Genomic DNA, 24,370 nt, shown 5'->3' on the forward strand with positions numbered 1-24,370 from the left:
CGAAGAATAGGTCTAACGGAGTGCCACACTCAAGTCATGTTAGTAATCGTCGGCCGACGAACTAAACGGAAAAAATTTACATCTATTACTACAAATATTTCAGTTCAGATATGAAGTGTGATCAACCTCACGCATTGTTGACATGGCCAATCAATGGCTAAAGGACATAGACAAAGCCATCGCCACAAGCTCAAAATAGTGGCACCATTGCATATAGCCATCATCTACGCGCTAGTTCACAACCCCGAGAAAATCAACTAAAAGCCTGACAAGCTTAGTTATTGTTAGAAATCTCGGGAGACACGTCTAAAATCCGCGCAAATGTTACCAATTGTCAGTCACAGATAAGAACCGGTGCTTTAACATCCCGATGTCAGCACCTAATTCGAGTCAACGCATGATGCTCTCAGGGAACTTGGCGACGAGAAGTCCGCGCCCGACAAATGATGAATCCGGTGTTCTTGCGCTGGGTCGTACACTGGGTGTGGCTGATCATTTGAGATCGCTGATCGCAAAGCACGTGCAGCCCGATATGACCCTGGAAACAGGTGCTTTCACTAGTTCATATAAACAGCACGGCTACATAGGTTCCTACCGCGCCATTTTCGTCATCATCGATAATCCACAAGCTATCGAGGAAAATCTGGCCCTGGTGCAGAACCTGCGCGATGACAACTTGAAGCCGCTTATTTGCGCAATTGTCACCGGCCGCGGCGCCGTCAACAAGATCAAATATTTCCTCGCCGGGGCGGATGCCTGTATCAAGCTCAACACATTGAGCGATGACAGCGAAGACTTGCTGGCGGAGTTCTTCAACAGCGAAGACTGGCAACGAGATATCAATCTCACGCTTGATCCGACGCGGATCTGCCTGATGGACAGTCGGCGCAAACTGGATATCTCTTTCGCCGAAATGAAGATCCTCGAGGCCTTTGCGCACACCGGCAATCACATTCTGAGTCATGATGAAATCGCCAGCATCATGGGCCTCAACGCCAATTTCTACGACCCTCGGGCACTGGAAAAATCAATCAGTCGCTTGCGTGGAAAAATCAAGGACATGTATGGTACAAACGCGATTCAGAGCATCCGCGGCTACGGCTATCGCCTGATGCGGGGCCTGATATCGACTGCCTGAGTCTCGGGCAGTCTTCCCTTTTGCATACGTACGAAGGATCGTCTGATGCAGCCATATCGTTTCAATTGCGCCTCATACTTATTAAAACTCAAGCACTTGAATGAGCACGGCATCACGCCACATAACAATAAAACTCCATAACATAGCAGCAGATCGAGTGGAATTTATCGATGGCCATTTTCGGCCAGAACCCTGCCTACGATTACTTCCGAGGAAGTCATTGCTCGCCTGCCGATTTATCTTTTAGCCAATTTTGGTGTGTATTTAGGAGAGAGACATGGAAACGAGTACAACCCTCCCCAGAAAATATTTTGTTGTTGTGACGCACAGCACAACGTCGCAACGTGAACTGGAAAGCATCTTGTCCAGTGAGCGTTTCAATTCGTTTGGCACGTCGCAGGCACAAATGTTTGTTGAAGGTGTTGCTTCGCCCTCTTCCGCCCCGATGGTCATGGAGTTCAGTTACCCAAGCCTCAGCCGAAAGAATGTTGCGCGCAGTATCGAACATGATACTCAACGCATACTGGCCACTCTTGAAAATGAATGGCGAGCCGCGCAAACAGACAATCCGTTTCAAAGCTTCCCGACCCGCAGTGCAGAACGCGCTCATATCTCCAATATCAGCGACAGCACTGAGCCTTGCAGCGACACCTGGCATCTTGACGATGAACAAGGCGTGTTGCTCAAGGACAATGTTGCGATCAGCCTGACTGGCCTGGAAACCGCTCTGGTCAGGAAAATGCTGAGCCATGAAGAGCGCGTGGTCAGTCGTGATGACTTGATCATCAGCATTGGTCGGGAACCCGAGCAATACCGTGGCCTGGAAATGTGCCTGAGCCGATTGCAGGATAAATTCAAGAGCGCAAGTAATGGCGAGCGATTGTTCCGAGCCGTAAGAAATCGCGGATATTGCCTGATTCAAGAAGTCGTTGCGTAACCGAAGAAGACCTTCAAACCGAGACAAACAGATATAAAGTGCGACTACAACAACAAGAAGAGCACTCTGTTTGGTTTTCCTCCCTGATTCGATAAAAGCTTTCCCTGCCTCCACCCTCAAACAGTAACAAATACGTCCCCGCTTTTTCATCCCTCTTTCTGCGACCTTTTCTAACAGCCATCTATTTAATTATTAAAAGTTGGCACTGTGCCATCTTGTTAGAACTCGTCAGACACCATTCCCGGCAATAACTTAGTCTATTGGCTGACGACAGTTCGGCTCTCGATGTTGTTACCTCAAGACACTCGCTAAAACAAAAACAATAAGTCTGCATAACAACTCGGCTTTCAACTGTTGAAACCTGAATGGACGTCTTTTGGGGATATCGTATGGATCTTTCTCTCAGTATTAATCGAAGCACGGGCCTCAAGGGACTGACCTTTTGGGGCCAATGGGCGCTGGCACAGGCTTTCGTTGTGACGCTGCTGTTCATTCTCGCTGAACAGCACACCGGCACCGTCGCGTTCTACTACCGAATGTGCGCCACCCTCGCCGTCCTGGCTTCGGTGCCGGCTTACACATTCAGCGGCGTTTATCGCAAACGCGACAACTACCTGACCGGCCTCGGCCGCTTGTTCATGGGCTGGTCGATGACCATGGCCGCGCTGGCGTGCATCGCGTTTGTCTGCCAGGCCGATGAGCTGTTTTCCCGTCAGGTGATTCTGAGCTGGGCGGTGTATGGCTTCCTCGGTCAGGCGTTCCTCTACGCGCCGCTGCATGCGTTTTCCAAGTACTACCAGCGTTCGCGTAAAAGCGAACACCGGACGTTGATCGTCGGTACTGGCGAATTGGCGTTGGGCCTGGCGAAAAAGCTCAGCCAACTGGAAAACCTGCCGCTGATCGGTCTGGTCAGCAACGGTGACAAACCGGTCCTCGCTTCCGACGCACCGCGTGTAGTAGGTGCTCAGGACGAGTTGCTCGAGCTGATCGAAGCCCACGACATTCGCCGCCTCTACATTACTCTGCCGCTGTGCGAAGCCGCGAAAATCGAAGCGATGTATGTCGACTTACTCGGGGCTAACGTCGATGTAGTGTGGGTGCCGGACTTGAACAGCCTGACCCTGCTCAACCACTCGGTGAAAGTCGTGGACGGCTTGCCGGCGATTTACCTCAACGAAAGCCCGCTGACCAGCCGCCCCACCGCTGCTCTGAGCAAGAGTCTGGTTGAGAAAACCGTGGCATTCCTGGCGATCATCGCGCTCAGTCCGCTGCTGTTGATCATCGCTCTGGCGGTAAAAATCAACTCGCCCGGCCCGGTGTTTTTCAAGCAGGACCGCCATGGCTGGAACGGCAAGGTGATCAAGGTCTGGAAATTCCGCTCGATGCGTGTCCACGATGACCGCGAAGTAAAACAGGCCAGCCGTAATGACTCTCGCATCACCGCAGTAGGTCGTTTTATCCGCCGCACTTCCCTGGATGAGTTGCCGCAACTGTTCAACGTGTTGCAGGGGCATATGGCGCTGGTAGGTCCACGGCCGCATGCGGTGGCGCACAACAATTACTACTCGGGCAAGATCCTCGCTTACATGGCGCGTCACCGAATCAAACCGGGCATCACTGGCCTGGCGCAGATCAGTGGCTGCCGCGGTGAGACCGACACCATCGACAAGATGCAGAAGCGTGTCGAGATCGACCTGCAGTACATCAACAGCTGGTCGTTGTGGCTGGATCTGAAGATCCTGGTGAAGACGCCGTTTACGTTGTTGTCGAAGGATATTTACTGAGGCTTAGCACTGCAGATCACAAGGGGACGAAAGTCCCCTTTTTTGTGGGCGGGATTTGAGTAACCAGTATTGCTTAACCACACAGGATCATTGTGGGAGCTGGCTTGCCAGCGATAGCGTTAGCCCAGGCAATGGAGTTGTGATTGAGCGGCCCCATCGCTGGCAAGCCAGCTCCCACAGGGAATAGAGATTGGGTCGATAATTGCGGTGTAGCACAAGCCGCATGTGGGAGCTGGCTTGCCAGCGGTAGCGTTAGCCCAGGCAATGGAGTTGTAATTAAGCGGCCCTATCGCTGGCAAGCCAGCTCCCACAGGGATTAGGGATTGGGTCGATAATTGCGGTGTAACACAAGCCAGCTCCCACAGGGTTCGAGTTGCGCCCGGACCTTGGCGCTTACTCGGTAATCTTCTCGAAGTTGCGATAGAACATGTCCCCTTCCCGGCTATCCGTCATCGAGTGCAGTTGATAGCTGCGGCTCAGTCTGGCGCCGCCATCTCGGGTCAGTGGTGCCCAGACCAGGTTGGCGCGGCGCATGGTCGACATGCTCATCATTTCGTCGAACGGGATCGACAGGTACAGGCCCTTGTCGAAACTACCTTCGCCATATTCGGCGCTACTGGCCGTGGTGATGGTTGCCCAGGCACCGACGCGCACGCCGTTAAAAAACTCGCGCGAGATGTCCACGGTGGTGCCCCAGTCTCCGGCCAGATAGCGACCAACACTGACCGCCGCCAGCGTGTCGAACGGCAGGTCGGTATAGCCGGTGATATGCCCGGTCACTACCGAGTAATCGCGCAAGGCAAAGCCCTGATCGAAATCACGCTGGCGCACCCAGTTCAGATCCGCGCCCAGCGACCAGCGCTCACCGGTCGGGCGGAACAACACTTCCGCACCGACGCCGGCAAACATCGATTCCAGATAGCCGCCGTACACCATGCCGTACAGATCCTTGTCCAACTGCTCGGCATGGCTGAGCTGAAACAACGGCATGGTCGTGTTTGACGTCGTCAGGTACTGGCGCAAATCCGTGCGCACGCGGGGCAATCCGCTCGGCGCGTCGTAGACGAATTTGTCGAAGTTGTTGACCAGGTTGGCGCTGAGCAAGCCGCTCCACCAGGTGTTGCGGTTGAAGCGATATTCCGCGTCCGCATCAGCACTGAATTGATAGAGCAAACCATCCGGGCCGCCGACGTTCTGCTTGAAGCCCAGCCCCACGCCATAGCTGAAATGCTGCGGCGCTTCGGTGTAGAGGGTTGTCTCGTTGTGCGGCATCGCCGGGTTGATTTCGGTGGTGCGGTGCAGCGCCTCCAACGGTTCTTCGTTGTTGATCACTTCGCGGAAGGTCTGGCGCGGCAGGCTGGTTTCTTCCAGCGGCAAGTCATAGCGCTTGTTGACCACGGTGAACCAGTCGATGTCGTCGTTGACGCTGTTGTCGAGAATCCGGCTCGCGCGGCCAACGGCTTTGGACGAATGGAAATAACGCTGCTGCTCGCCATAGACGATCAGTTCGGAATCGCGCTGGCTGATGCGCTCGACCTTGTACCCGGCATTCTGCTGCAAACGCCGCGACACATCGGCCCAGTTGACCTGTTCCATCGAGGTCGTCGGCGCCTTCGCCGGCAGCGGTTCGGGGGTCGGGTCGTAGGTTTTGGCCGGCGCCTTGCGGCTGACGAAATTGGTGTGAAAGGTCACGCCGAACATCGCCGTATTGCCCCGCTCCCACGCGGCGCTCAGGTCGATCGAATCCGTCACCTTGAACACTGCGCCGAGGTTGATCGGCGAGTCCTGTTTGATCTCGTTGTCCTTCGGCTCGTTTTTGTAGTCGTTACCTTCGAATTCAAGCTTCAAACTCAGCCGATCCCAAGGCGTCTGGTAGCTCACGCCACCGAACAGTGAAGGCTTGCCGCGAAAGTACGAGCCGGAGTTGACGTCACCGGTGCCTTCCAGCGCCGGGCGCGTATCGAAGCGATTGCTGACGTAGCCCAGCGGGTTGTCGAAGTCGCCGCGATTACCGATGTAGCCCCAGGCAATGCCGGCGCTGAAGTCGAAATTGTCGAAGCGCTTGTTGGCGACGAAGAATTCGCTGGAGAACAAACCGGTACCACCGATATCTCGAAAGCCCAGCGCCACTTCCGGCGCCCAGTGGCTTTCCTGCCACAGGCGTACTTTGGCGTCGACCGCCTTGTCCTTGTAGCTTTGACTGCCGCTGAGGGCCTCCGAGCCGTACGGCCGGTTGGTGATCGCGGTGTAGCGGAACGAACCTTCGAGCCAGTCCAGCGGTTGCAACGACACGCTGTAGCGGCTGTACGGGTCGGTGCGGTTGGCATTGACGCTCAGCTCGCCGGCCGGGGCCATGCGCGCCGTCGGTGTCTGCAACAGACCGGCGCCACCGAAGTCATTCTGGGTGATGCGCGGCTCGGCGTGAGCCAGACCGCAGGGCAATAACAACACAGCTGCAAAACGTAACTTCAACGAACCACCTCGGCCAGCTGCGTGGCAATGAATTCGGCCAACTGCTGATTCAGTTCAGGAACAGGCGGATCTAGATCATCATTTTTAATCGGCACCAGAATCCTGCTGCCGGCCACCGGAAACTGCCCGGACTCGCGATTCCAGTGCGCGATGCCGACGCGCCGCGAGACGCCGTTGGGCTGGATCAGCCACAGGTAATCGGCCTCGGCATCGTCGAGAATCGAGCAGCCTTCCAGGTATTCGCGGGCCTCCCGCAATGGCTGGTACGGCAGGTGGCACGGCTCGGTGACCGCGCCCAACACCTGCACTTCATCAACCCGTTTCGGATAGATCAGCCGATCGCCGTCATCCAGACGAATGTTGCGCGCGAAGCCGACTTCCACCGCCACCGGATCCAGATCAGCGATCTGCCGTCCGGTCACTGGCATTTGTCGGACTTCTTCAGCAACGCGCTGTGCCAGTGCCGCGCGGCTTGGCCGATCAAACAGCGTCGCCATGCGTTGCAGGACCTCGAGATCGAACAGCACGCCAACCTTGAGCCGTGTCTGTTCCTCGATCAGCGACTGGCGCAACAAGCCGCCCGCCAGCCAATAACCCTCTGCATTGGGCACGGCTTCGCTGATCACATCGAACAGGCGTCCACCCGGCGGCAATGCGATCGGACCGGGATTGGCGACGTCGCCGGACACAGTGACGGCGGCCTGACTCGCCCCTGCGATCAGCAAAAGACCCGCCGCGATTAGGCTTAAGCGCTTCACGGCAGATGCCTGCGATCAGGAGTCAATTGCACCAGCTTCACGCGCAATTGCGAGGTCAGTTGTTGCTCGCTCTGCAGAATGAAACCGTCGCGCGGGTCGACCCAGTAACGGTTGGTCGCGCTGAGGCCGATGGCTGGCGCGTCAATCTGTTCATCGACGCGCAGCACCGAGTAAGCCTTGTCGAGAATCTCCAGGGTCTCGGTGGAACGGCGCGAAAAGCGGCTGTTGACGATCACGCCGACTTCCTGGCCCTTGTACAGATCGATCCAGCGCCGTGTGGTGAAACCATCGGCGACGTGATGCAGACCGTGCTTGAACGGCGAATCATCGGCCAGCCGCGTGCCATCCAGATCACCTTGCAGACCGAGGCCGATACTGCGCACGGCGAGGCCATCGCGCAGCAGCAACACCTGCTTGCCGGAGGCGACCCAGAATTGCAGGTCTTCGCGCTCGCGCACCAGCGCCAGCACGCCTGAGCCGGACGGTGTGGTCAGTTTCAGTTGCGGGTAGTTGACCCCGGCGACTTCGGCCGCTGTCACATCAACCTCGTCGGGGCCGACGACGGCGGCTTTGAGGTTGTTCAGCGATGCGCTCATCAGCGGGTTACAGCCGCACAGCAACGAGGCCGCCATCAGGCAGACGCCCACTTTCAATAGGTTCACAGTCGGGCGGCCTTATTTGCTGTTGTTGCTGTATTCGCTCCAGTTCTTCGCTGCCGAAGCCCCGGTGCCGACAATCGACGCCGACGGCACCAACTGGCTGATGAAACGGTTCCAGCGCGTAACGTTGGCCGGGCCGACATAGACCACATCCTGCGGCCGCACCTGAAAGTGCGAGGCCAGCGCCATGGCGGTCGGCGATTCGGCTTCGAGCTGATAGATCTTGGCCGGCTCGACGTCGAGATTTTCCACGCCGCGAATCACGTACACCGCGTTGCCGTTGGAACTGGTCTGACTCAGGCCACCGACCGAACCGAGCACGTCGGACAAGTTCATGGTTGCGGTCTTGAAGCTCAGCGCGCGCGGCTGGTTGACCTCGCCCATGACGTAGATGCGCTTGTTGTCGTTGTACGGCAGATACAACTGATCGCCGCCCTTGAGGTAGACGTTCTGCAGTTCGGAATCCTGCTGATTGAGCGTGTCGAGATTGAGCGGATACACCCGCCCGTTGCGCGTCAGCAACAGCCCGGACAAGTCAGCATTGTTGGTGTCGATGCCGGCGGAACCGAGGGCCTCGACCACGCTCAACGGATTGGTCGAAATCGCTTGCGGGCCGGCCTTCGTCACGGCGCCGGTGACCACCACTTTCTGACTGGCGAAGCGCAGCACCGCGACGTCGACCTGCGGCTCGGCGATGAATGCCGACAGGCGTTGTTCGATGTCCGCACGCAGTTGCTGGATGGTCCGGCCGGCGGCCTGGACTTCCTTGATGAACGGGTAATATAGCGTGCCATCGGAGCGCACCAGTCGGCCGTTGGCATCAATCTGTTGTTGCGCGCCGGAGGGGGCAGTCAGCTCCGGGTGATCCCAGACGGTGATGTACAGCACGTCATTGTTGCCGATGCGATATTCCGCCGGCGTTACCAGCAGCTCCGTCGGCAGCGACTCACGCTTCTGGGTGGCGCGGTTCATGGCGATCAGCTTCGGGGTGATCGGAATCAGCTCGACCCGACTGCTTTCGCTGGCACCCTGGCGGGTGATATCGCTGGTGCTCAGGTACTGGCCGGGGGAAAACATGCAACCTTGCAAAGCGAGACTTGCCAACATTAAAAGATAAACACTACGAGTCATAATGGCACTACGCTATTCAAGGGCGAATCCAAAAAACAAAGTCACCCGACTTGCGTCGGGCGACTCTGTACTGCACTAACAAATGTTCCTGTTAGTTATGCGTGCCGGTTGTACCGGTGGTACCCGTCGTACCGGTGGTACCGCCGTTGGCACTGCCACCGCTGTTGGACGCCGCTACAGCACTGGCAACCATTGCAGTACTGGCCGCGGGCGCTTGCGAAGCCGCCACACTGCCACCTACATTGGTTACCGCTGTCAACGGCGCTTCAGCGGCGGCAGCCCAGTTGCTCAACATCGTCAACAGGGCAACTGCCATCACTTTTTTCATAACAACTCCTTTCTAACATTCGAACTGTTAAAAAACAGATCTGTGTCAGAGCTGGTAGCTTTCAAGTCCGCAAAGAGCGCGAACAAGATCCGTTGTTCTTTCACAGTCCTGTGCAACTGCTAAAGTCGAACGGCAGGTTTATATCTACGGATTTGCAAATGGCATTGCCAGTGTAATTTCCCGACGTTATCTAACAACCTGACTGAAACTAACATCGGACTAAATGGCCATCATCGCGAATAACCATTGGGATGATTCGATTGCCAGCGCCAAGTGTCGGCGACCATGTCCTGCAAGTTGCGCGTGGCTTTCCAGCCGAGTTCTTTCGCCGCTTTCGAAGCATCGGCAAAACTTTCGGCGATATCACCGGCGCGGCGCGGCATCATCCGGTACGGCACCGGCCGCCCGCAGGCCTGTTCGAAGGCATGCAGCACTTGCAGCACGCTGTAGCCATCGCCGGTGCCGAGGTTCCAGGTGTGGATGCCGGTGCGCTCGCTGATCGACTGCAACGCTTTCAAATGCCCATCCGCCAGATCGACGACATGAATGTAATCGCGCACGCCGGTGCCATCGGCGGTCGGGTAATCATTACCGAAGATCGACAGCTCGCGCAGGCTGCCGACCGCAACCTGGCTGATATATGGCACCAGATTGTTCGGAATGCCGTTGGGGTCTTCGCCCATGTGCCCGCTGGCGTGGGCGCCGATAGGGTTGAAGTAGCGCAGCAGCGCTATGCTCCAGCGCGGCTCGGCGAGGCTCAGGTCGCGCAGCACGTTCTCGACGATCAGCTTGGACTGACCGTAGGGATTGGTCGGATTGCCCGTAGGAAAATCCTCGCGAATCGGCATCTCTTCAGGCTCGCCGTAGACCGTCGCCGAGGAACTGAACACCAGCCGGAACACCCCCGCCGCTGCCATCGCCTGACACAGGGTGATGCTGCCGCCGACGTTGGTTTCGTAGTATTCGAGCGGCTTGCGCACACTCTCGCCCACGGCTTTGAGCCCGGCGAAATGCAGCACGGCGTCGATCTGATGCTCGCGGAAAATCCGGTCGAGCAGCGGCCGATCGCAGACATCGCCGCGAATCATCCATGCACTTTTGCCGCAAATGGCTTCAACGGCGTGAAGTGCTGCGTCGCTGCTGTTACAAAGATTATCCAGAACGACAACTTCATAACCTGCCTCAAGCAATGCAAGTGTGGTATGCGAGCCGATATAGCCGGCACCACCCGTTACCAGAATCTTCATAGCGCGGTCCGTCATTGAATAAATACCCGGTAGCGTGTCAAGCCATGCCTGGTGGAGATGCGGAGCAATTCACACAAACAGGGCGACAACAACCTCAAACAAATTTAGTTCAACCACTGGCAATAATTATTTTTGCCGGTCAAACTGTTTGACGGGTACTTATTAGCACTCCCTGGACACTTATCACTATCGACAGATACCGACTAAAAATAACTAATAACCAAGTAGTCGACATCTCATAACATTAGCGCTTTTTAACAGCGCAACTAATTGCCAGCAACAACCCGACTCGGGTATTAAAGTAAGCCTTCAATAATCATTGAAACTTGCCGCCACTTTCTGGTGCGCAACCGTCGCCTGTGTTCCATGACTGTCCAGGATACTTTTATGATTCGTAAATGTTTGTTCCCCGCTGCCGGCTACGGCACGCGTTTCTTGCCGGCGACCAAAGCCATGCCGAAAGAGATGCTGCCGATCGTCAACAAGCCGTTGATCGAATACGCCGTTGAAGAAGCGCGGGACGCCGGCCTGCAACACATGGCCATCGTCACCGGCCGGGGCAAACGCGCGCTGGAAGACCACTTCGACATCAGCTACGAACTCGAGCATCAAATCCGTGGCACCGAGAAAGAGAAATTCCTCGCCGGCACCCGCGAGCTGATCGACACCTGCACCTTCTCCTACACCCGTCAGGTGGAAATGAAAGGCCTGGGCCACGCCATTCTCAGCGGCCGCCCATTGATCGGCGACGAGCCGTTTGCCGTGGTGCTGGCCGACGACCTGTGTCTGAACCTCGAAGGCGACGGTGTGCTGTCGCAGATGATTCAGCTGTACAGGAAATTCCGCTGCTCGATCGTCGCCATCCAGGAAGTCCCGGCCGACCAGACTCACAAGTACGGCGTGATTGCCGGTGAGCTGATTTCCGAGGGCATCTACCGGGTCAACAACATGGTGGAAAAACCGGCGCCGCAGGACGCGCCGTCGAATCTGGCGATCATCGGGCGCTACATCCTCACCCCGGACATCTTCGACCTGATCGCCGACACCGAACCGGGCAAGGGCGGCGAAATCCAGATCACCGACGCGCTGATGAAACAGGCGCAGAACGGCTGCGTGCTGGCCTACAAATTCAAAGGCCTGCGCTTCGATTGCGGCGATGCCGAGGGCTACTTGCAGGCGACCAACTTCTGCTACGACAACGTGTACCTCAAGGGCCGCTGAGACGGCTCCCCACCACCAGAGGCAGGCAACCATGAACATTGCACAACATTCGACAGAGATTGAACGTGAGGTGGGCAACCTCGGGATGATGAGCTGGTTGTCGCGCCATCAACCGCTGCCCAGCGCCAACGAAACCTGGCTGGGCACGATTCTGCTGGTGGAGCGGATCGGTGTGTTTCCTGCGTCCGGCGATATTCGCCGGCCGATGCGCGATCCCTATCCGCTGCTCGCGCACCTGAAGGCGTTGTATGGCGAACAGGCGCTGGAAATGGATGACCGCGATGGCCTGAAAGTGATCTTCAGCGACTGGCGCTTTCGCGTGCGCATCTGCTGCAACGATCCGGCGATCATCATTAACGTCGAGACGCGCTGTGATGCGCGGTTGATGCCGCGCAAGCTTGACGAACTGCTGGGGCTCATCGACGCCTTCAAGCACGACGCCTGATCACCCGGGCGTCACGCCGATCCATTGTGGGAGCGAGCCTGCTCGCGAAAGCGGCGGCACAGTCAGCATTGATCGTTCCCACGCTCCGCGTGGGAATGCATCCAGTGACGCTCTGCGTCACGCTGCGGAGGGACGCGGAGCGTCCCGGGCGGCATTCCCACGCGGAGCGTGGGAACGATCATGGTGGCGAGTCGTCGCAACCGGTACTCGTACCCGTTATCCAGCCATAAAAATAATCGGCAATCACCTTCCCGCCCGTGGCCGGCAACGGATGAATCTTGTCCGGGCCAATCATCGCGCTGGCGTAGCGTTTGACGTCGGGGCCGAACGCGCATTGCAGGTTGGCGAAGCCCAAATGCTGCTCCCGCGCCCACGGTTCGAGCACCTGCGCATAGGCCGACATCGGATAAGCACTGGAGCGCGTGGTGTCCTGACGCATGATCAGGTTGATGCTCGCCGCCGGCTGAATCTCGCGCAGCATGCTCACCAGGCCCTGAACGTTTTGCAGGTACTGCGCAGGTTTGACGCCGAAGCCCTGATCGTTGCCGCCGAGCATGATCAGGTAAACGTCGGCCGGGATCTTCGACACCACGGCTTTCCATTGCGTCTGCCACTGTGGATCGGCGTGATAGAAATCCGCCGATGCCGCGCCGGAGGCCGCCAGTTTCGACACCCGAATGCCCTTCTCATCATTCGTCATCCAAAGGCCGAACAATGTGGGCGCGCCCTTCACCACTTCCAGTCTGAATGACCAGTCTGCGGCTGATGGTGCGCCGGCTAGCGCGACTTCCTGAACGCCTGAGCCTGCGAGTTTCAATGGTTGCCAGGCTTGCGCGGGCGACCAGCGATAGCGCAACTCATCGGATTCGCCATTGCCCAGATACAACAGTTTCGCCTGAGTGACCGTGGTATCGATGCGCGGCGAAGGGCTGGCATCGACTTGCAACCAGGCGCCCGGCTTGCCGCTGATCGTGCGACTGTCCGGACTGGCCTGGCCCAGCTCGGAAACCTTCCACTCGCCGCCAAAGTATTTGTCGCTGCTGCGGGTGTATTTGAAATGCGTGCCGCCCAGCGCCGCGCCGTGGTTGAAACCGACGTAACCGGGGCCGGCGAAACCCACCTCGGCGGCCACTCGCTGCACCAGTTTGTTCAGGTAGAAATCCTGCCCGGCGGTGTAGCTGTCGCCGATCACCGAAACCGCCAGCACCTTGCCGGCCTTGCCCTCGCGCCACTGCGCGAAGCGCTGGCGGGCATCGTCTATCGTGATGGCCGAAGTGGCGACTGGTTGAGGGGCGTCTACTGGCATCATTGAATATTTCCTTTGTCCGGGATGGCCCCTTCGCGAGCAGGCTCGCTCCCACAAGGATGGTGTGACTTATACGGATGTACTGTAGGAGCTGACGAGTGCAACGAGGCTGCGATCTTTTGATCTTCGCAAGCCACGACAAAAGATCAAAAGATCGCAGCCTCGTTTCACTCGTCAGCTCCTACAGGGAGGATTGCGTCTGTACCACCGGGGCGATGGGCGCCAACGATTTCCGCTTCGCTGCGCGCTCGCCAAGGAACAACACCGAGGTGAAATTGAACCGGCTGAACACCATCGCCAACAGCACCGGCCCGAGCAATCCACAACTCAGACCACCGAGCACCAGCAAGCTCTCATCCTTCACGCCGAGGCGCCCGAGGACAAACCGCGAGGTCGCCGCGAACAAAACATGAAAAAGGAAAATCGCATAGGAATATCCACCGAGCCAGGTCAGCGCTTTCGAGCGCATGTCACTCGACAGCAACGCGATGCAAGACACACAACCCACCATCAAACCAATCAGGCTGCGGCGATCGACAATCAGCTCACGATCAATCGCCGCGACGTACAGCAGCGTCAGTGAAATCAGCACAAACAGCAGCGGCCCGATCACTTTGAAACGCTGCTTCAAAACATCGACATTTTCCTGACCGATCATCCCCGCAACAAAAAACGGCAGCAGGTAAATCGCACCGTTGATACCGAACGCATCCAGCGGCAACGGCGGCAGCAGGAACAACACCGCCGCAAATGCAAACAAGCCATACAGCCGCGTCGCCGAACGCAGCAGGCCGCGCCATTCCAGCAGGCCGACGAAGATGAAAATGCTGAACACCGCCTGCAGGAACCAGAAGTGGTTGATCGGCACCCAGAACGACAACAACGCGTCGATCACGCCGACGTCCTTGTTCACCCCCGGCCCCACCGCTTGCAGCACCGAGAACGGCACGCCGACACAGAACAGCGGCACGATCAGCCGCCGCACCTTGCCGACGAAGAAGGCGGAAAAGTCATTGCCGCGAATCTTGTAGATCGAATAGATGTAGCCGGAGATGAACGTGAACAGCGGCATGCGCACGTACACCATCGAGTCGGCGATGACCCGGAACGGCGAGCCGATGTCGATCTTCAAGCCGCCGCCCAGCGGGCCGATGACGTGATAGAGCACCAGCAGCAGGCACGCCAGGCCGCGCAGGGTTTCGATCTCCAGGGATTTTTTCTTGCTCGACATAGAGCACCTGCCTTAAGTGAGAATTCTTGATTCGACCTGCACCGGTTTGTTCGCGCGCAGCATCAAGCCCAGGCCGACGAACAACACCGGCACGACCATCGAGAAGTGGCGGGCGAAGGAGCCGAAGTCCGGCTCGAACAAGCCTTGCACCAACAGAAACGCCAGCGGAATCGCGATCAGTTCCTTGGGTTTGGTCTGGATCGGCGCGCCCTTGTAGTCGGTCGAAGTGATGACTTTGAACAGCAGCAGCGCGGTCATGATCATCAGCGCAACGAAGATCACCTGCCCCGGCCCGGACAGCAGAATCAGCTCAACCGGGAACGACAGGCGGAAGAAAATGATCATCGAGTCCAGTGCCTGGGAGACGAAGTCACTGCCGCTGAGCCACGAGACGATGAGCGACTTCGAGCCCTCCTCGCCCGCCGTGCGCAGCTCGTTGTTGCTCGCCCGGATCGACGACACCGGAAAGCCCAGCGCCAGCTGAATGGCCATGGCCACCGCCAGATAAAACAGGAACAGCATCAGAAAGAAGGTGAAGCGCGAGACGTACTTTTTCATCACGCAGACGCCGACCCACGACAGCGAAAACAGAATCCAGTACGGCCGGATCAGCACACCGTAAATCACCGCCGAGAGGAAAAAACCGCCGCGATATTTGCGCGTCAATGCGCTGAGCAGAATGCTCAACACCGCCACCGACACGATGATTTCCTTGGTCAGGTTCTCGAGGAAAAACGAACGCACGATGCCCCACAGGCACAGGGTGCCGAAAATGGTCAGCGGCATGCGCCGAAACACCACCACCGGAATCGCCGTGAGGAAGAAATTGCAGAACATGCCATAGGCCCAGGCATTGGTCAGGTTGATCCCAGTGGGCCGCAGCAGGAACGCTGAACATTCGTAGGACGAGCGATCCGGTGAGAACGGATTCCAGAAATTGCAGTTGTCGGCACGCGCATACGACGACCACAAGGTCATCGCATCCGGCCCCGGATCACGCGGCACCAGCAACGGCATCGCCACTGACAGAAACAGCCCGGTGAACAGAATCAGAAAAGAAATCGACGAATCGAATTTGCGCCCACGAAACTCGATGCGCGGCAGTTTCAGGCCCATGACAGCGCAGCCTTTTTCGCGCCGGTGACACGGGTCAACACTGCAATCACACTGAGCTGCACGACGATGGCGAAAACATTGCCCCACGCCGCGCCATAGATCGAGTAATGCTTGATCAGCACATAGCTGACCGGCACTGAAATCAGCAGGCAGAGCGCCGCGCTGGCCAGCGACACCCGGCTGTTTTTCGAGGCAATCAAACCGCCCCAGACGATGTCGCCGATCGCCCGCAAGGCGAAGGAAAAAATCAGCACCGCGAGTAGCGCGTTATCGGGACGCGGCACGCTGGCGGCGACGTAATCGAGCAACACATTGAAAAACACATAGATCGCCACAGCCACAACGGCGGAGACCACCAGCGAGCGCATCACCCATTTGTTGACGAACAGTTGCCTGACCGTGAACGCCTGTTGATCGGCCTGGAAACGCTTGGCCAGCACCGGAATGCCGACCACTGCCACCACCGCATACGACAACGCCTGCAAGGTGTTGGCCGCTGACCACGCGTACACGTATTTACCGAGGCTGGCGTAAGGCTCCAGGTCGATGATCAGAAAGCGCTCGGCGTACTGACTCAGGGCGATCAGACCGGTGCCGAGATAGAACGGCAACCCGGCCTTCCACACCGTCGCGGTGTCCAGCGGCGCGGCTTCGCGGCCCTTGTGCACATTCACCACGATCAAATAACCGGCGATGATCACCAGCACGTTGGCGGCGACCCACAGCCACAACACACTGGCGATGCCCTCGACCCAGCCGAGCACCATGCCGCCCACCGCCAACACCGCCCAGAGGCCGGTCTTGATGAAGAACAGCAGGGCACCGGCGGTGGCTTTCTGCGCAGAAAACACGAAGGAATTGATTTCGAACGACAGGTGCTCGGTGAGCAGCACCAGCGTCACGCACAGGATCAACGTGGCGGTTGCTTCCACCGACTGGAATAGCGAATAGATCAGCACCGTCAGCACCGACAACAACAGCCCCACCGCCAGATACAGCAGCAGAACCTTGTCGACCACCCGCCGCGAACTGCCGCCGACGCTGATCAGCCGGTTGATTTCGGAACTGAAGCCGACGCTGTAGAACTTCGACGCGATCAACGACGCTGCGACCACCACACCATAAAAACCCAGCGCCTCGTAGCCGAGGTAATGGGTGATGGCCAACACCAGCAAGAACTTCGCGCCCAAGGCTCCGCCGCGAAGCAACAGCCGAAATATCATCGAACGACACCCTTGATGATTTCGTCCATGGCCACGGTTTTCGCTTCGATTTCGCGGCAAGTGTCGGTCAGGCGCTTGCCGAAATCCGCCAGCGCATTCGGCGCGTAGACGGTGTTGATGATGGTGTCGACGTCGATATCGCCGCCGTTGATCACCCAGTCCTCGACGCCCATGTCCTGATAGGCGCCAAAGCCTTTGCGCTCGTAGCTGATGTGATACGCCGGCACGCCGGAGAGCAGCGATTCGATGGCGCCGTGCAGACGCACCGAGATCACCAGGTCCGGTTGGTACTTGGCAATGGTTGCCTTCAGCGACAGCAGATCTTCGTTGATGCCCAGCTCGCGGTAGAACGCGCCGTCATCGTTGCCACGTACGGCGCTTTGCACGGCGCAGACCACTTTGCTTTTGTTCTTCAGACGCTGCAGCAGCAGTTTCAGATTGGCCACGTAAGCGACCTTCTTCTCTTTGCTCCACTCCGGCGGCTTGCGCAGCACCACGCACACCGTCGCCGGCGAGGCGGCGCAGCGGGTGAATTTCGGTTGCTGCAGAATCTTGCTCGCCAGCGACTGCACCGCCAGATCCGGCGCGCGGTAGACGTTTTCGCAAGCATCAAAAATCGCCGAGGAACGGTTGTCACGCACGAACACCGCATCGGCGCTGGCGTAGTGTTCAACGATCTTGCTGCTCTCGCCGTGGAACGGGCCGATGCTCTGCGGCAGGTACACCGACGGCACTTTGCTGAGGATCGCGGTTTCCAGTTGCTTGGCATGGCCGAGCTTCAGCTTGATGTGTTCGAAGGCGCTTTTCGAACGCATGTAGCCGCCGCCGACACCGACGATCAGATCGGTTTTCCTCAGCAGATCGGCGAGCCCGGCGTAGGACTGATTGAGAAACACCGCTTGCTTGACCCGCCCCAGACCCTTGGCCGCCATTACCGGCGCATCGAAACGCGGGTGCGGCAAGTAGTTGAATGACTCGGGATCGGACGCCACGACACTGATCGCGGTGTCGTCACCGAAGTTACGCTGCACCAGAGCAATGGCCAGATCGACGAGCAGACCGTCACCGGAGTTGGACGCACTGTAGCCATGCAAAATCGTTACGTTCATAAGCTTGAGTTCTACTTAATAAGTGGGAGCGTGATACAGGTCGTAGGTCTGGCGGATCATCAACGCGGCGCTGAAGCGTTCGCGGACAATGCTCCGGCCTTCGTTACCGAGGTCGAGCAGGCGCGGCTTCTGGATAATCGTCAAAACATCAGCCAGCGCCTGGTGATCACCGGACGGAAAGACATAGCCGGAGACTTCGTTGGTGACCAGTTCCGGCAGCGAGGTGCAGTTGCTGGCGATCACCGGCAGTCCCATGGCCATGCCTTCCAGCGGCACCATGGCAAAGCCTTCCCAGCGACTCGGCACGATCAGCGCATCGGCTTGCTGATACAGCGCCTGTACTTCACTAGGCGTCACCCACGGCAGGTACTCGACCGAATCCATCGGCGGGCACTCGACAGAGTCTTCGTTGACCGCACTGCCAACCACCGTCAGTTTGAGGTCGTTGCGATTGACCTTGGCGTAGGCCTTGAGCAGCACGTCGAAGCCTTTCTGGTAATCCAGACGCCCGACGAACAGCAGATGAATCGGCTCGGCGCCAGCGCTTTTCGGCGCGTCATCCTTGTGATGAATGCCGTTGTAGATCAGCTTCATGCGCTTGCGCTCGATGCCGAAACGCGCGGCTTTATCCAGCTCGTACTGGCTGACGCAGATGATCACGTCGGTGACTTTCTGCAGCACCCGCTCGATCCACGCATAGACCTTCTGCTTGGTCGGAGAGCTTTCCATCAGGAACGAAAACGCGTGCGGGCAGTAGACGATTTTCGGCTTGCGCCATGGTCGCAACAGCACACACACCACACGGCCGATCACCCCGGAAAAGGTGCTGTGCAAATGCACGACGTCGGGCTTTTCCTTGAGCAGCACCTGGCTCAGGCGCCAGGCGAAACGCAGCAGCGACGGCACGTTACGGCCACTGCGTGGAAAGGTGCGCACCTGCTGCGGGGCGATGCCGTGCAGCTCCCTGGCCTGATCCTCGGGTACCAGATAGACCAGTTGATAATTCGCTGCGTCATCTTCGGGGGATGCCGAGATCGTGCGGATCACCGTCGCCACGCCACCTTTGATCGTCTCTGCCACGTGCAGTATTTTTTTCACAACTCACCCACTTCAAACAGGAAAGAACAATCGGCAACCATCAGGATTTGTCGGACGCGTATTCGTAGTTGTAATAGCCAGTGCCGCCGTAATAGCTGGCCGCACGCTTCTCGACGCCGTTGAACACCGCGCCTTTCAACTCGATGCCGTTCTGGGCGAAGCGGCGAATGGTCAGTTCGATCTCTTTGGCCGGGTTCACCCCGAAGCGGGTGACGATCAGACTGATGCCGGCCTCGCGACCGACGATGGCGGCATCGGTCACCGCCAGCAGCGGCGGCGTGTCGATGATCACCAGGTCGTAGCGCTCGCTGAGTTGCGCCAGCAGCTCACGGAAGTTGGCGTGCATCAGCAATTCGGAAGGATTGGGCGGCACTTGCCCCCGGCTGATGAAATGCAGGTTGTCGACTTCGACTTTGTTGATCGCCTGCTCAAGGGTGCAGCGCTTGACCAGCAGGTCGGACAGACCGTTGCTGATCGGCGTGTTGAGGGTTTTGTGCAGGTGCCCTTTGCGCATGTCGGCATCGATCAGCACCACGCGCTGGCCGCTCAGGGCCATGACCGCCGCAAGGTTGGACGAAACGAAGGTCTTGCCGACCTGCGGGCTCGGCCCGGAAATCATGATGCGGTTGTTGGTCGAATCGAGCCCGGCAAAGTGCAGGCAGGTGCGCAGGCTGCGGATCGATTCGATCGACAGATCGGTCGGGTTGCGCAGCGCCAGCAGGTACGCAGGCTTGTCAACGCCGTCGCGGGCGCGGCCCTTTTTGTTGTCCTCTTCTTCCTGCAAGGCGCTGTAGGGAATCGACGCGTAAACCGGCAGGCCCAACTGCTCAATGCCCTCCGGACCTTCAAGGCCTCGGCTGAGGGATTTGCGCAGCAGCACCAGCGCCACGCCGACAAACGCGCCGAGCAATGTCGCGATCAGCACGATCAGTGGTTTCTTCGGTTTGATCGGATTGGTCAGGTCGACATCGGCAGTGTCGATCAGGCGCACGTTGCCGACGGCCCCGGCGCGGACGATGTCGAGTTCTTGGGATTTGTTCAGCAACTGCGTGTAGATCTGCGAAGCCACCTCGACGTCGCGGGTCAGGTTGAGCAGTTCCTGCTGGGTGGCCGGCAAGTCCTGAACCTTGCCTTCGAGGGATTTCTGCTGCTGGGTCAGCTCGCCGATCTGCGTCATCAAGGCGCGATAGGCCGGGTGCTGTTTGGTGAACTTGCGATCAAGCTCGGCCTGCTGCATTTTCAGTTCGGAGATGCGCGTTTCCAGCGCCACCGACTGGCCCAGCACCGACTGGGTTTCCAGCGAGATGTTCACGGTCTTGCCGTGGGTCTGGTAGGCATTCAAGGCGTCGCTGGCCTTGGCCAGATCACGCTTGACCTGGGGCAACTGGCTTTGCAGAAAAGCGAGGCTCTGCGCGGCTTCCGCCGAAGTGCGCCGTACGTTTTGCTCGACGTAGAGCGAGGCGATCTTGTTGAGGATCTTCACCGCCTCGGCCGCGTCCGAGCTGGCCAGCGCCAGACGAATGATCCCCGACTCTTTGCCCTGTTCGGAGATATCCAGCGCGTCCTGATAGCCCTGAATGGTCACGATCCGAGGATTGCGCACCACCTGAAAACGCGTGCCGGGGTTGGCCGACAAGTGCGCGATCTGCCCTTCTACGCCATCGTTGACAAACGCTTCGCCGGCCACGCCTTCGGCGAGCAGATTGTCGTTTTCACCGAACAGTTGAAAACGCTGCTGCTCGCCGGCGATCAGGGTGAGTTTCTTGCCGAGCAGGTCTTTCGGCAATTGCAGCCGAGTGAATTCCAGGCGCTCGCCACCCCAGGCATAACTGTTCAAACCGAAACGCGGCGGCGCGACGCTGGTCTCGCTGTCTCCGCGATAACGCCGCGAAAGAAAGCCGCCGATCAACGGGAACGTGTTGGGGGTGACGTCGATATCCAGGCGCAGGTCGTCAACGGTTTTGCCGATCACCGCGCGGGATTTGATGATGCCGATTTCGGTCACCGACGGCGATTGCCCGCCGAGCATGCTGTTGAGGTCGGAAAAACCCAGCATGTCGTTCTTTTTCGGTTCGACCTGCACCAGCGCGTTCGCCAGGTACACTGGCGTTGCCAGAACCGCATAGGCGACGCCGGTGACCATGAAGGCACCGGTCAACGCGCCGATCAGCCACTTCTGGTCGATCAGGCTGCCGAAGATGCCGAGCAGATCAATACTGTCTTGATCATTGTCGCGGGTGCCGATTACGGACGGTAACTGCATAAGTCTGTTCTTACCATTTACTGTTCTGAAGAAGATTCATCAATGCCCGAGACGCTTTGCCCATGAACTAACAGCATCTTCAATCAATGCGTGGGCATGAATAAACGCGGCTTTGCCTTGACGATACGGATCATGTATTTCGCGCTCGCTCTGCCACTTGCCGAGCAGAAACACTTTGCCTCGGGCGTGCGAGGCAATCTTCAGCACTTGATTGACGTGGGTCTTTTCCATGACCAGGATCAGGTCCGAGTCATTGACAATGTCCGAAGTCAGTTGCCGCGCCTTGAAGGCCTCGGCGCAATGCCCGTGTTCTTCGAGAACCTGCCGCGCCGAGGCCTCCACGCCCTCGCCGACGCGGGCGGACAGGCCGGCGGAGGACACCGTAATGGCGGACGGGCCCAGCGCGTTGCGCAGCAGCAGTTCGGCCGTCGGACTTCGGCATATATTGCCCACGCAGACAACGAGGATCTTTTTGAACAAGTCTTGCTTTCCTGTGTAATATCAAACAGCCAACATGTCGTTAAAGTTAATGAACCCTCACGACTTTCCTGCACTCAGAAATAGCTTCGCCCTGTTAGTACAGGAACATTAAGTACCACAGCGTTTTAAGCCGCCCCAACCACAATTAGCGGACTAAAAATAACTGTGATTTTCAGTTGCTGTTTTCCTGACAAAAAATAACATTCGCGCACTTAGTGCCATCACCGTTATCGGAAATTGAGTAACGGGATAAATATTCGTAGTTGTCATTCTCTTCAGGAGAGCAGACATGAAAACAGCACAGCGCAATACACTCGCCGCCCTCGCCCTGATGGCGCTCGGTGCCACCAGCCAGGTTCACGCCAGTGAGCTGTTCCCCAACCTTCCAGCGAAAACCATCGGCGTGCAGGTGAAAATCCAGAGCTTCACCGCCGCCGATGCCGCACAAATCAAGGCCGCAGGCTTCAGCTTTGTGCGCTTCGGCGTGTGGAGTGACAGCCTCACCGCCAAGACTTATCAGAAACAGGTCAGCGACGCCTTCGCCGCCGCCGCTTCCGCCGGCCTGCCGGTGCTGCTGACGGTGCGCGCGATCAAGGCATTGCCGGCCACTTCGCCAGAGGAGCTGAACGCCGCTGGCGCTAAGTTCGCCAACACCGTGACCGGGCTGGAAAAATCCTGGAGCTCGCAATTGGTGGCGATCGAAATCTGGAACGAGCCAGACCTGGAAACCTATTGGCCGACGCGCAATTTCGATACCACCTTCGTGCCGTTCATGGCCGGCATGTGCAAGGCCTTCGAAGGTCAGCCGCAGACGACGCCACGGGTCGGTTTCGGCTTCGCCCGGCCGCCAAGCGCGGGCTCGGCGTCGACGGTGGCGATGAAAAGTATCGTCAGCGAGTACCCGAAATGCCTCAACGCCGTGTCTTATCACCCATATGGGATGACCGCCACGCAGATCAGCAACGCGCAGACGTTCATCCAGCAGAACTTCAATCTGCCGGGAGTCATCAGTGAATGGGGGGTTTCGGCCCTCGCCTCCAACGGTGGTCCCGAGGGGCAAGCGACCAAGATCAACGCGTTTATTACCGACGTTAAACGCCTCAATATTCCGCTGACCTCTATCTATGAATGGCGGAACAGTGATTCGGGCAGCAACGATCGCGAGAAGAACTTCGGCTTTCTCACCTCTGACGGCCAGCCAAAACCGGCACGCTTGTCGGTAGAAGGTCTGTTGAACGCTGAGTAAACCTTGGGCAACCGGTCTGTTCACAGGTCGGTTGCTTTGAACCTGTGGGCTGTTTTGGCATCGTATTCAGCGACACCGCGCCCCGCCTTTCAAACAATCGTTTTCAGGTTGTTGCCGCAGGGGCCATCGATCCACGAATGCACCCTTGAGTGCCCGTCAGCGCTCGGGTAATGTCTTCAGACCCATAGGATAGAGCACGCCCATGACTTCCAAGCTGGAACAACTCAAACAGTTCACCACCGTAGTTGCCGACACTGGCGACTTCGAAGCGATCGCCCGAGTCAAACCGACCGATGCCACCACCAACCCTTCCCTGCTGCTCAAGGCTTCGGCCATTCACGGTTACGCCGAACTACTGAACGATTGCGTTCGCGACTGCAAGGGCGATGTCGGCCTGGCCAGCGATCGTTTCGGCGTCGCAGTGGGCAAGGAAATTCTCAACGTGGTTCCGGGCCGCATCTCCACCGAAGTGGATGCGCGTCTGTCCTTCGACCAGGATGCGATCCTCAAGCGTGCGCATCGTCTGATCGAGCTGTACGACAAGGCCGGCGTCGGCCGTGACCGCGTGCTGATCAAGATCGCCTCGACCTGGGAAGGCATCCGCGCCGCCGAGATCCTCGAGAAGGAAGGCATCCAGACCAACCTGACCCTGCTGTTCTCCTTCGCCCAGGCGGCCGCCTGCGCCGACGCCGGCGTGTTCCTGATTTCACCGTTCGTGGGCCGTATCTACGACTGGTACAAGAAGGCCAACGGCAACGACTACACCGGCGCTGATGATCCGGGCGTGCAGTCGGTGACGCGCATCTACAACTACTACAAGGCAAACGACTACAAGACCGTGGTCATGGGCGCGAGCTTCCGTAACATCAACCAGATCGAACAACTGGCTGGCTGTGATCGCCTGACCATCAGCCCGGAACTGCTGGAGAAGCTGGCCGCCGATACCGGCAAGCTGGAACGCAAACTGGCACCGGGCAATGCCGGTGAAGCGCGTCTGAGCCTCAACGAAGCGCAATTCCGCTGGTTGTCCAACGAAGACGCGATGGCCACCGAGAAACTGGCTGAAGGCATCCGTCAGTTCGCCCGCGACCAGGAGAAGCTGGAAGCGTTGCTGCAGGCCAAGCTGTGATTTGAGTTTGTAGAACGCAAAAAGGGCGAACCTTCACAGGTTCGCCCTT

21 protein-coding genes are annotated in these 24,370 nt (G+C 58.1%); 7 read left to right on the plus strand and 14 right to left on the minus strand.

Translation table 11 applies throughout. The features are described from left to right. Positions 1-397: 397 nt before the first annotated feature. From F8N49_RS10000 to F8N49_RS10010, 3 genes are all read left to right on the plus strand, one after another. On the plus strand, positions 398-1,138 hold the full coding sequence (locus F8N49_RS10000; protein WP_151551296.1) for a winged helix-turn-helix domain-containing protein: 741 nt from the start codon (positions 398-400) through the stop codon (positions 1,136-1,138). A 277-nt stretch (positions 1,139-1,415) separates the two neighbouring features. Beyond that, entirely contained in the window at positions 1,416-2,075 is a 660-nt protein-coding gene (locus F8N49_RS10005; protein ID WP_071173028.1) for a helix-turn-helix domain-containing protein, read from the plus strand. A 389-nt stretch (positions 2,076-2,464) separates the two neighbouring features. Continuing rightward, positions 2,465-3,859, plus strand: coding sequence for an undecaprenyl-phosphate glucose phosphotransferase (locus tag F8N49_RS10010; protein ID WP_016775452.1), 1,395 nt, complete (start codon positions 2,465-2,467; stop codon positions 3,857-3,859). 393 nt (positions 3,860-4,252) lie between these two features. Here the strand turns inward: F8N49_RS10010 and F8N49_RS10015 are convergent, their stop codons facing one another. From F8N49_RS10015 to galE, 6 genes are all read right to left on the minus strand, one after another. Continuing rightward, a complete protein-coding gene (locus tag F8N49_RS10015) occupies positions 4,253-6,331 on the minus strand; it encodes a YjbH domain-containing protein (protein WP_122508333.1) in 2,079 nt (692 codons plus the stop codon). Beyond that, a complete protein-coding gene (locus F8N49_RS10020; RefSeq protein WP_151551298.1) occupies positions 6,328-7,089 on the minus strand; it encodes a capsule biosynthesis GfcC family protein in 762 nt (253 codons plus the stop codon). The genes F8N49_RS10015 and F8N49_RS10020 overlap by 4 nt, the downstream gene beginning before the upstream one ends. After that, positions 7,086-7,751 (minus strand): YjbF family lipoprotein, encoded by a 666-nt coding sequence (locus F8N49_RS10025; protein ID WP_024013610.1) that lies wholly within the window; start codon positions 7,749-7,751, stop codon positions 7,086-7,088. Before F8N49_RS10025 ends, F8N49_RS10020 begins: the two co-directional genes overlap by 4 nt. A gap of 12 nt (positions 7,752-7,763) precedes the next feature. After that, on the minus strand, positions 7,764-8,879 hold the full coding sequence (locus tag F8N49_RS10030) for a polysaccharide biosynthesis/export family protein (protein ID WP_178116950.1): 1,116 nt from the start codon (positions 8,877-8,879) through the stop codon (positions 7,764-7,766). A 91-nt stretch (positions 8,880-8,970) separates the two neighbouring features. Next, positions 8,971-9,207: a hypothetical protein gene (locus F8N49_RS10035; RefSeq protein ID WP_016775457.1), complete on the minus strand. Its 237-nt coding sequence runs from the start codon at positions 9,205-9,207 to the stop codon at positions 8,971-8,973. 230 nt (positions 9,208-9,437) lie between these two features. Next, positions 9,438-10,454: a UDP-glucose 4-epimerase GalE gene (gene galE / locus F8N49_RS10040; protein WP_016775458.1), complete on the minus strand. Its 1,017-nt coding sequence runs from the start codon at positions 10,452-10,454 to the stop codon at positions 9,438-9,440. 387 nt (positions 10,455-10,841) lie between these two features. Between galE and galU the strand changes: the two genes are divergently transcribed. Both galU and F8N49_RS10050 read left to right on the plus strand, forming a co-directional pair. Continuing rightward, complete coding sequence (gene galU / locus F8N49_RS10045) at positions 10,842-11,675, plus strand: UTP--glucose-1-phosphate uridylyltransferase GalU (RefSeq protein ID WP_041477294.1); 834 nt, start codon at positions 10,842-10,844, stop codon at positions 11,673-11,675. 31 nt (positions 11,676-11,706) lie between these two features. Next, the gene (locus F8N49_RS10050; protein WP_073471421.1) at positions 11,707-12,120 is read left to right on the plus strand and encodes a mannose-1-phosphate guanylyltransferase; all 414 of its coding nucleotides are present in this window, start codon (positions 11,707-11,709) and stop codon (positions 12,118-12,120) included. A gap of 178 nt (positions 12,121-12,298) precedes the next feature. Here the strand turns inward: F8N49_RS10050 and F8N49_RS10060 are convergent, their stop codons facing one another. The 8 genes from F8N49_RS10060 to F8N49_RS10095 form a co-directional block, all read right to left on the minus strand. Further along, positions 12,299-13,429, minus strand: coding sequence for a GDSL-type esterase/lipase family protein (locus tag F8N49_RS10060; protein WP_151551302.1), 1,131 nt, complete (start codon positions 13,427-13,429; stop codon positions 12,299-12,301). A gap of 178 nt (positions 13,430-13,607) precedes the next feature. Next, positions 13,608-14,657, minus strand: coding sequence for an acyltransferase family protein (locus F8N49_RS10065; protein ID WP_071173034.1), 1,050 nt, complete (start codon positions 14,655-14,657; stop codon positions 13,608-13,610). 12 nt (positions 14,658-14,669) lie between these two features. Next, positions 14,670-15,773: a hypothetical protein gene (locus tag F8N49_RS10070; protein ID WP_016775461.1), complete on the minus strand. Its 1,104-nt coding sequence runs from the start codon at positions 15,771-15,773 to the stop codon at positions 14,670-14,672. Further along, complete coding sequence (locus F8N49_RS10075) at positions 15,764-16,996, minus strand: oligosaccharide flippase family protein (RefSeq protein WP_151551304.1); 1,233 nt, start codon at positions 16,994-16,996, stop codon at positions 15,764-15,766. Before F8N49_RS10075 ends, F8N49_RS10070 begins: the two co-directional genes overlap by 10 nt. Next, positions 16,993-18,105 (minus strand): polysaccharide pyruvyl transferase family protein, encoded by a 1,113-nt coding sequence (locus tag F8N49_RS10080; protein ID WP_071173037.1) that lies wholly within the window; start codon positions 18,103-18,105, stop codon positions 16,993-16,995. The genes F8N49_RS10075 and F8N49_RS10080 overlap by 4 nt, the downstream gene beginning before the upstream one ends. A gap of 15 nt (positions 18,106-18,120) precedes the next feature. After that, positions 18,121-19,203: a glycosyltransferase gene (locus F8N49_RS10085; protein ID WP_151551306.1), complete on the minus strand. Its 1,083-nt coding sequence runs from the start codon at positions 19,201-19,203 to the stop codon at positions 18,121-18,123. A 40-nt stretch (positions 19,204-19,243) separates the two neighbouring features. Continuing rightward, on the minus strand, positions 19,244-21,466 hold the full coding sequence (locus F8N49_RS10090; RefSeq protein ID WP_151551308.1) for a polysaccharide biosynthesis tyrosine autokinase: 2,223 nt from the start codon (positions 21,464-21,466) through the stop codon (positions 19,244-19,246). 39 nt (positions 21,467-21,505) lie between these two features. Next, positions 21,506-21,946 (minus strand): low molecular weight protein-tyrosine-phosphatase, encoded by a 441-nt coding sequence (locus F8N49_RS10095; RefSeq protein ID WP_123441997.1) that lies wholly within the window; start codon positions 21,944-21,946, stop codon positions 21,506-21,508. 289 nt (positions 21,947-22,235) lie between these two features. Between F8N49_RS10095 and F8N49_RS10100 the strand changes: the two genes are divergently transcribed. Beyond that, positions 22,236-23,192 carry a cellulase family glycosylhydrolase gene (locus F8N49_RS10100; protein ID WP_122699478.1) on the plus strand — a complete coding sequence of 319 codons (957 nt, stop codon included), beginning with the start codon at positions 22,236-22,238 and terminating at the stop codon, positions 23,190-23,192. A 202-nt stretch (positions 23,193-23,394) separates the two neighbouring features. Then, positions 23,395-24,321, plus strand: a complete 927-nt coding sequence (gene tal, locus F8N49_RS10105) for a transaldolase (protein WP_016775468.1) — start codon at positions 23,395-23,397, stop codon at positions 24,319-24,321. Positions 24,322-24,370: the final 49 nt, after the last annotated feature.

Source organism: Pseudomonas sp. GXM4, assembly GCF_008923895.1.
Lineage (GTDB): Bacteria > Pseudomonadota > Gammaproteobacteria > Pseudomonadales > Pseudomonadaceae > Aquipseudomonas > Aquipseudomonas atacamensis.

What these genes read in the sequence shown, in the direction of transcription:
- F8N49_RS10000 (WP_151551296.1), top strand. Translation starts at nt 398, where the DNA reads ATGATGCTCTCAGGGAACTTGGCGACGAGAAGTCCGCGCCCGACAAAT.
- tal (WP_016775468.1), top strand. Translation starts at nt 23,395, where the DNA reads ATGACTTCCAAGCTGGAACAACTCAAACAGTTCACCACCGTAGTTGCC.
- F8N49_RS10060 (WP_151551302.1), bottom strand. Translation starts at nt 13,429, where the DNA reads ATGATGCCAGTAGACGCCCCTCAACCAGTCGCCACTTCGGCCATCACG.
- F8N49_RS10065 (WP_071173034.1), bottom strand. Translation starts at nt 14,657, where the DNA reads ATGTCGAGCAAGAAAAAATCCCTGGAGATCGAAACCCTGCGCGGCCTG.
- galE (WP_016775458.1), bottom strand. Translation starts at nt 10,454, where the DNA reads ATGAAGATTCTGGTAACGGGTGGTGCCGGCTATATCGGCTCGCATACC.
- galU (WP_041477294.1), top strand. Translation starts at nt 10,842, where the DNA reads ATGATTCGTAAATGTTTGTTCCCCGCTGCCGGCTACGGCACGCGTTTC.
- F8N49_RS10005 (WP_071173028.1), top strand. Translation starts at nt 1,416, where the DNA reads ATGGAAACGAGTACAACCCTCCCCAGAAAATATTTTGTTGTTGTGACG.
- F8N49_RS10075 (WP_151551304.1), bottom strand. Translation starts at nt 16,996, where the DNA reads ATGATATTTCGGCTGTTGCTTCGCGGCGGAGCCTTGGGCGCGAAGTTC.
- F8N49_RS10010 (WP_016775452.1), top strand. Translation starts at nt 2,465, where the DNA reads ATGGATCTTTCTCTCAGTATTAATCGAAGCACGGGCCTCAAGGGACTG.
- F8N49_RS10080 (WP_071173037.1), bottom strand. Translation starts at nt 18,105, where the DNA reads ATGAACGTAACGATTTTGCATGGCTACAGTGCGTCCAACTCCGGTGAC.
- F8N49_RS10050 (WP_073471421.1), top strand. Translation starts at nt 11,707, where the DNA reads ATGAACATTGCACAACATTCGACAGAGATTGAACGTGAGGTGGGCAAC.
- F8N49_RS10070 (WP_016775461.1), bottom strand. Translation starts at nt 15,773, where the DNA reads ATGGGCCTGAAACTGCCGCGCATCGAGTTTCGTGGGCGCAAATTCGAT.
- F8N49_RS10035 (WP_016775457.1), bottom strand. Translation starts at nt 9,207, where the DNA reads ATGAAAAAAGTGATGGCAGTTGCCCTGTTGACGATGTTGAGCAACTGG.
- F8N49_RS10090 (WP_151551308.1), bottom strand. Translation starts at nt 21,466, where the DNA reads ATGCAGTTACCGTCCGTAATCGGCACCCGCGACAATGATCAAGACAGT.
- F8N49_RS10100 (WP_122699478.1), top strand. Translation starts at nt 22,236, where the DNA reads ATGAAAACAGCACAGCGCAATACACTCGCCGCCCTCGCCCTGATGGCG.
- F8N49_RS10030 (WP_178116950.1), bottom strand. Translation starts at nt 8,879, where the DNA reads ATGACTCGTAGTGTTTATCTTTTAATGTTGGCAAGTCTCGCTTTGCAA.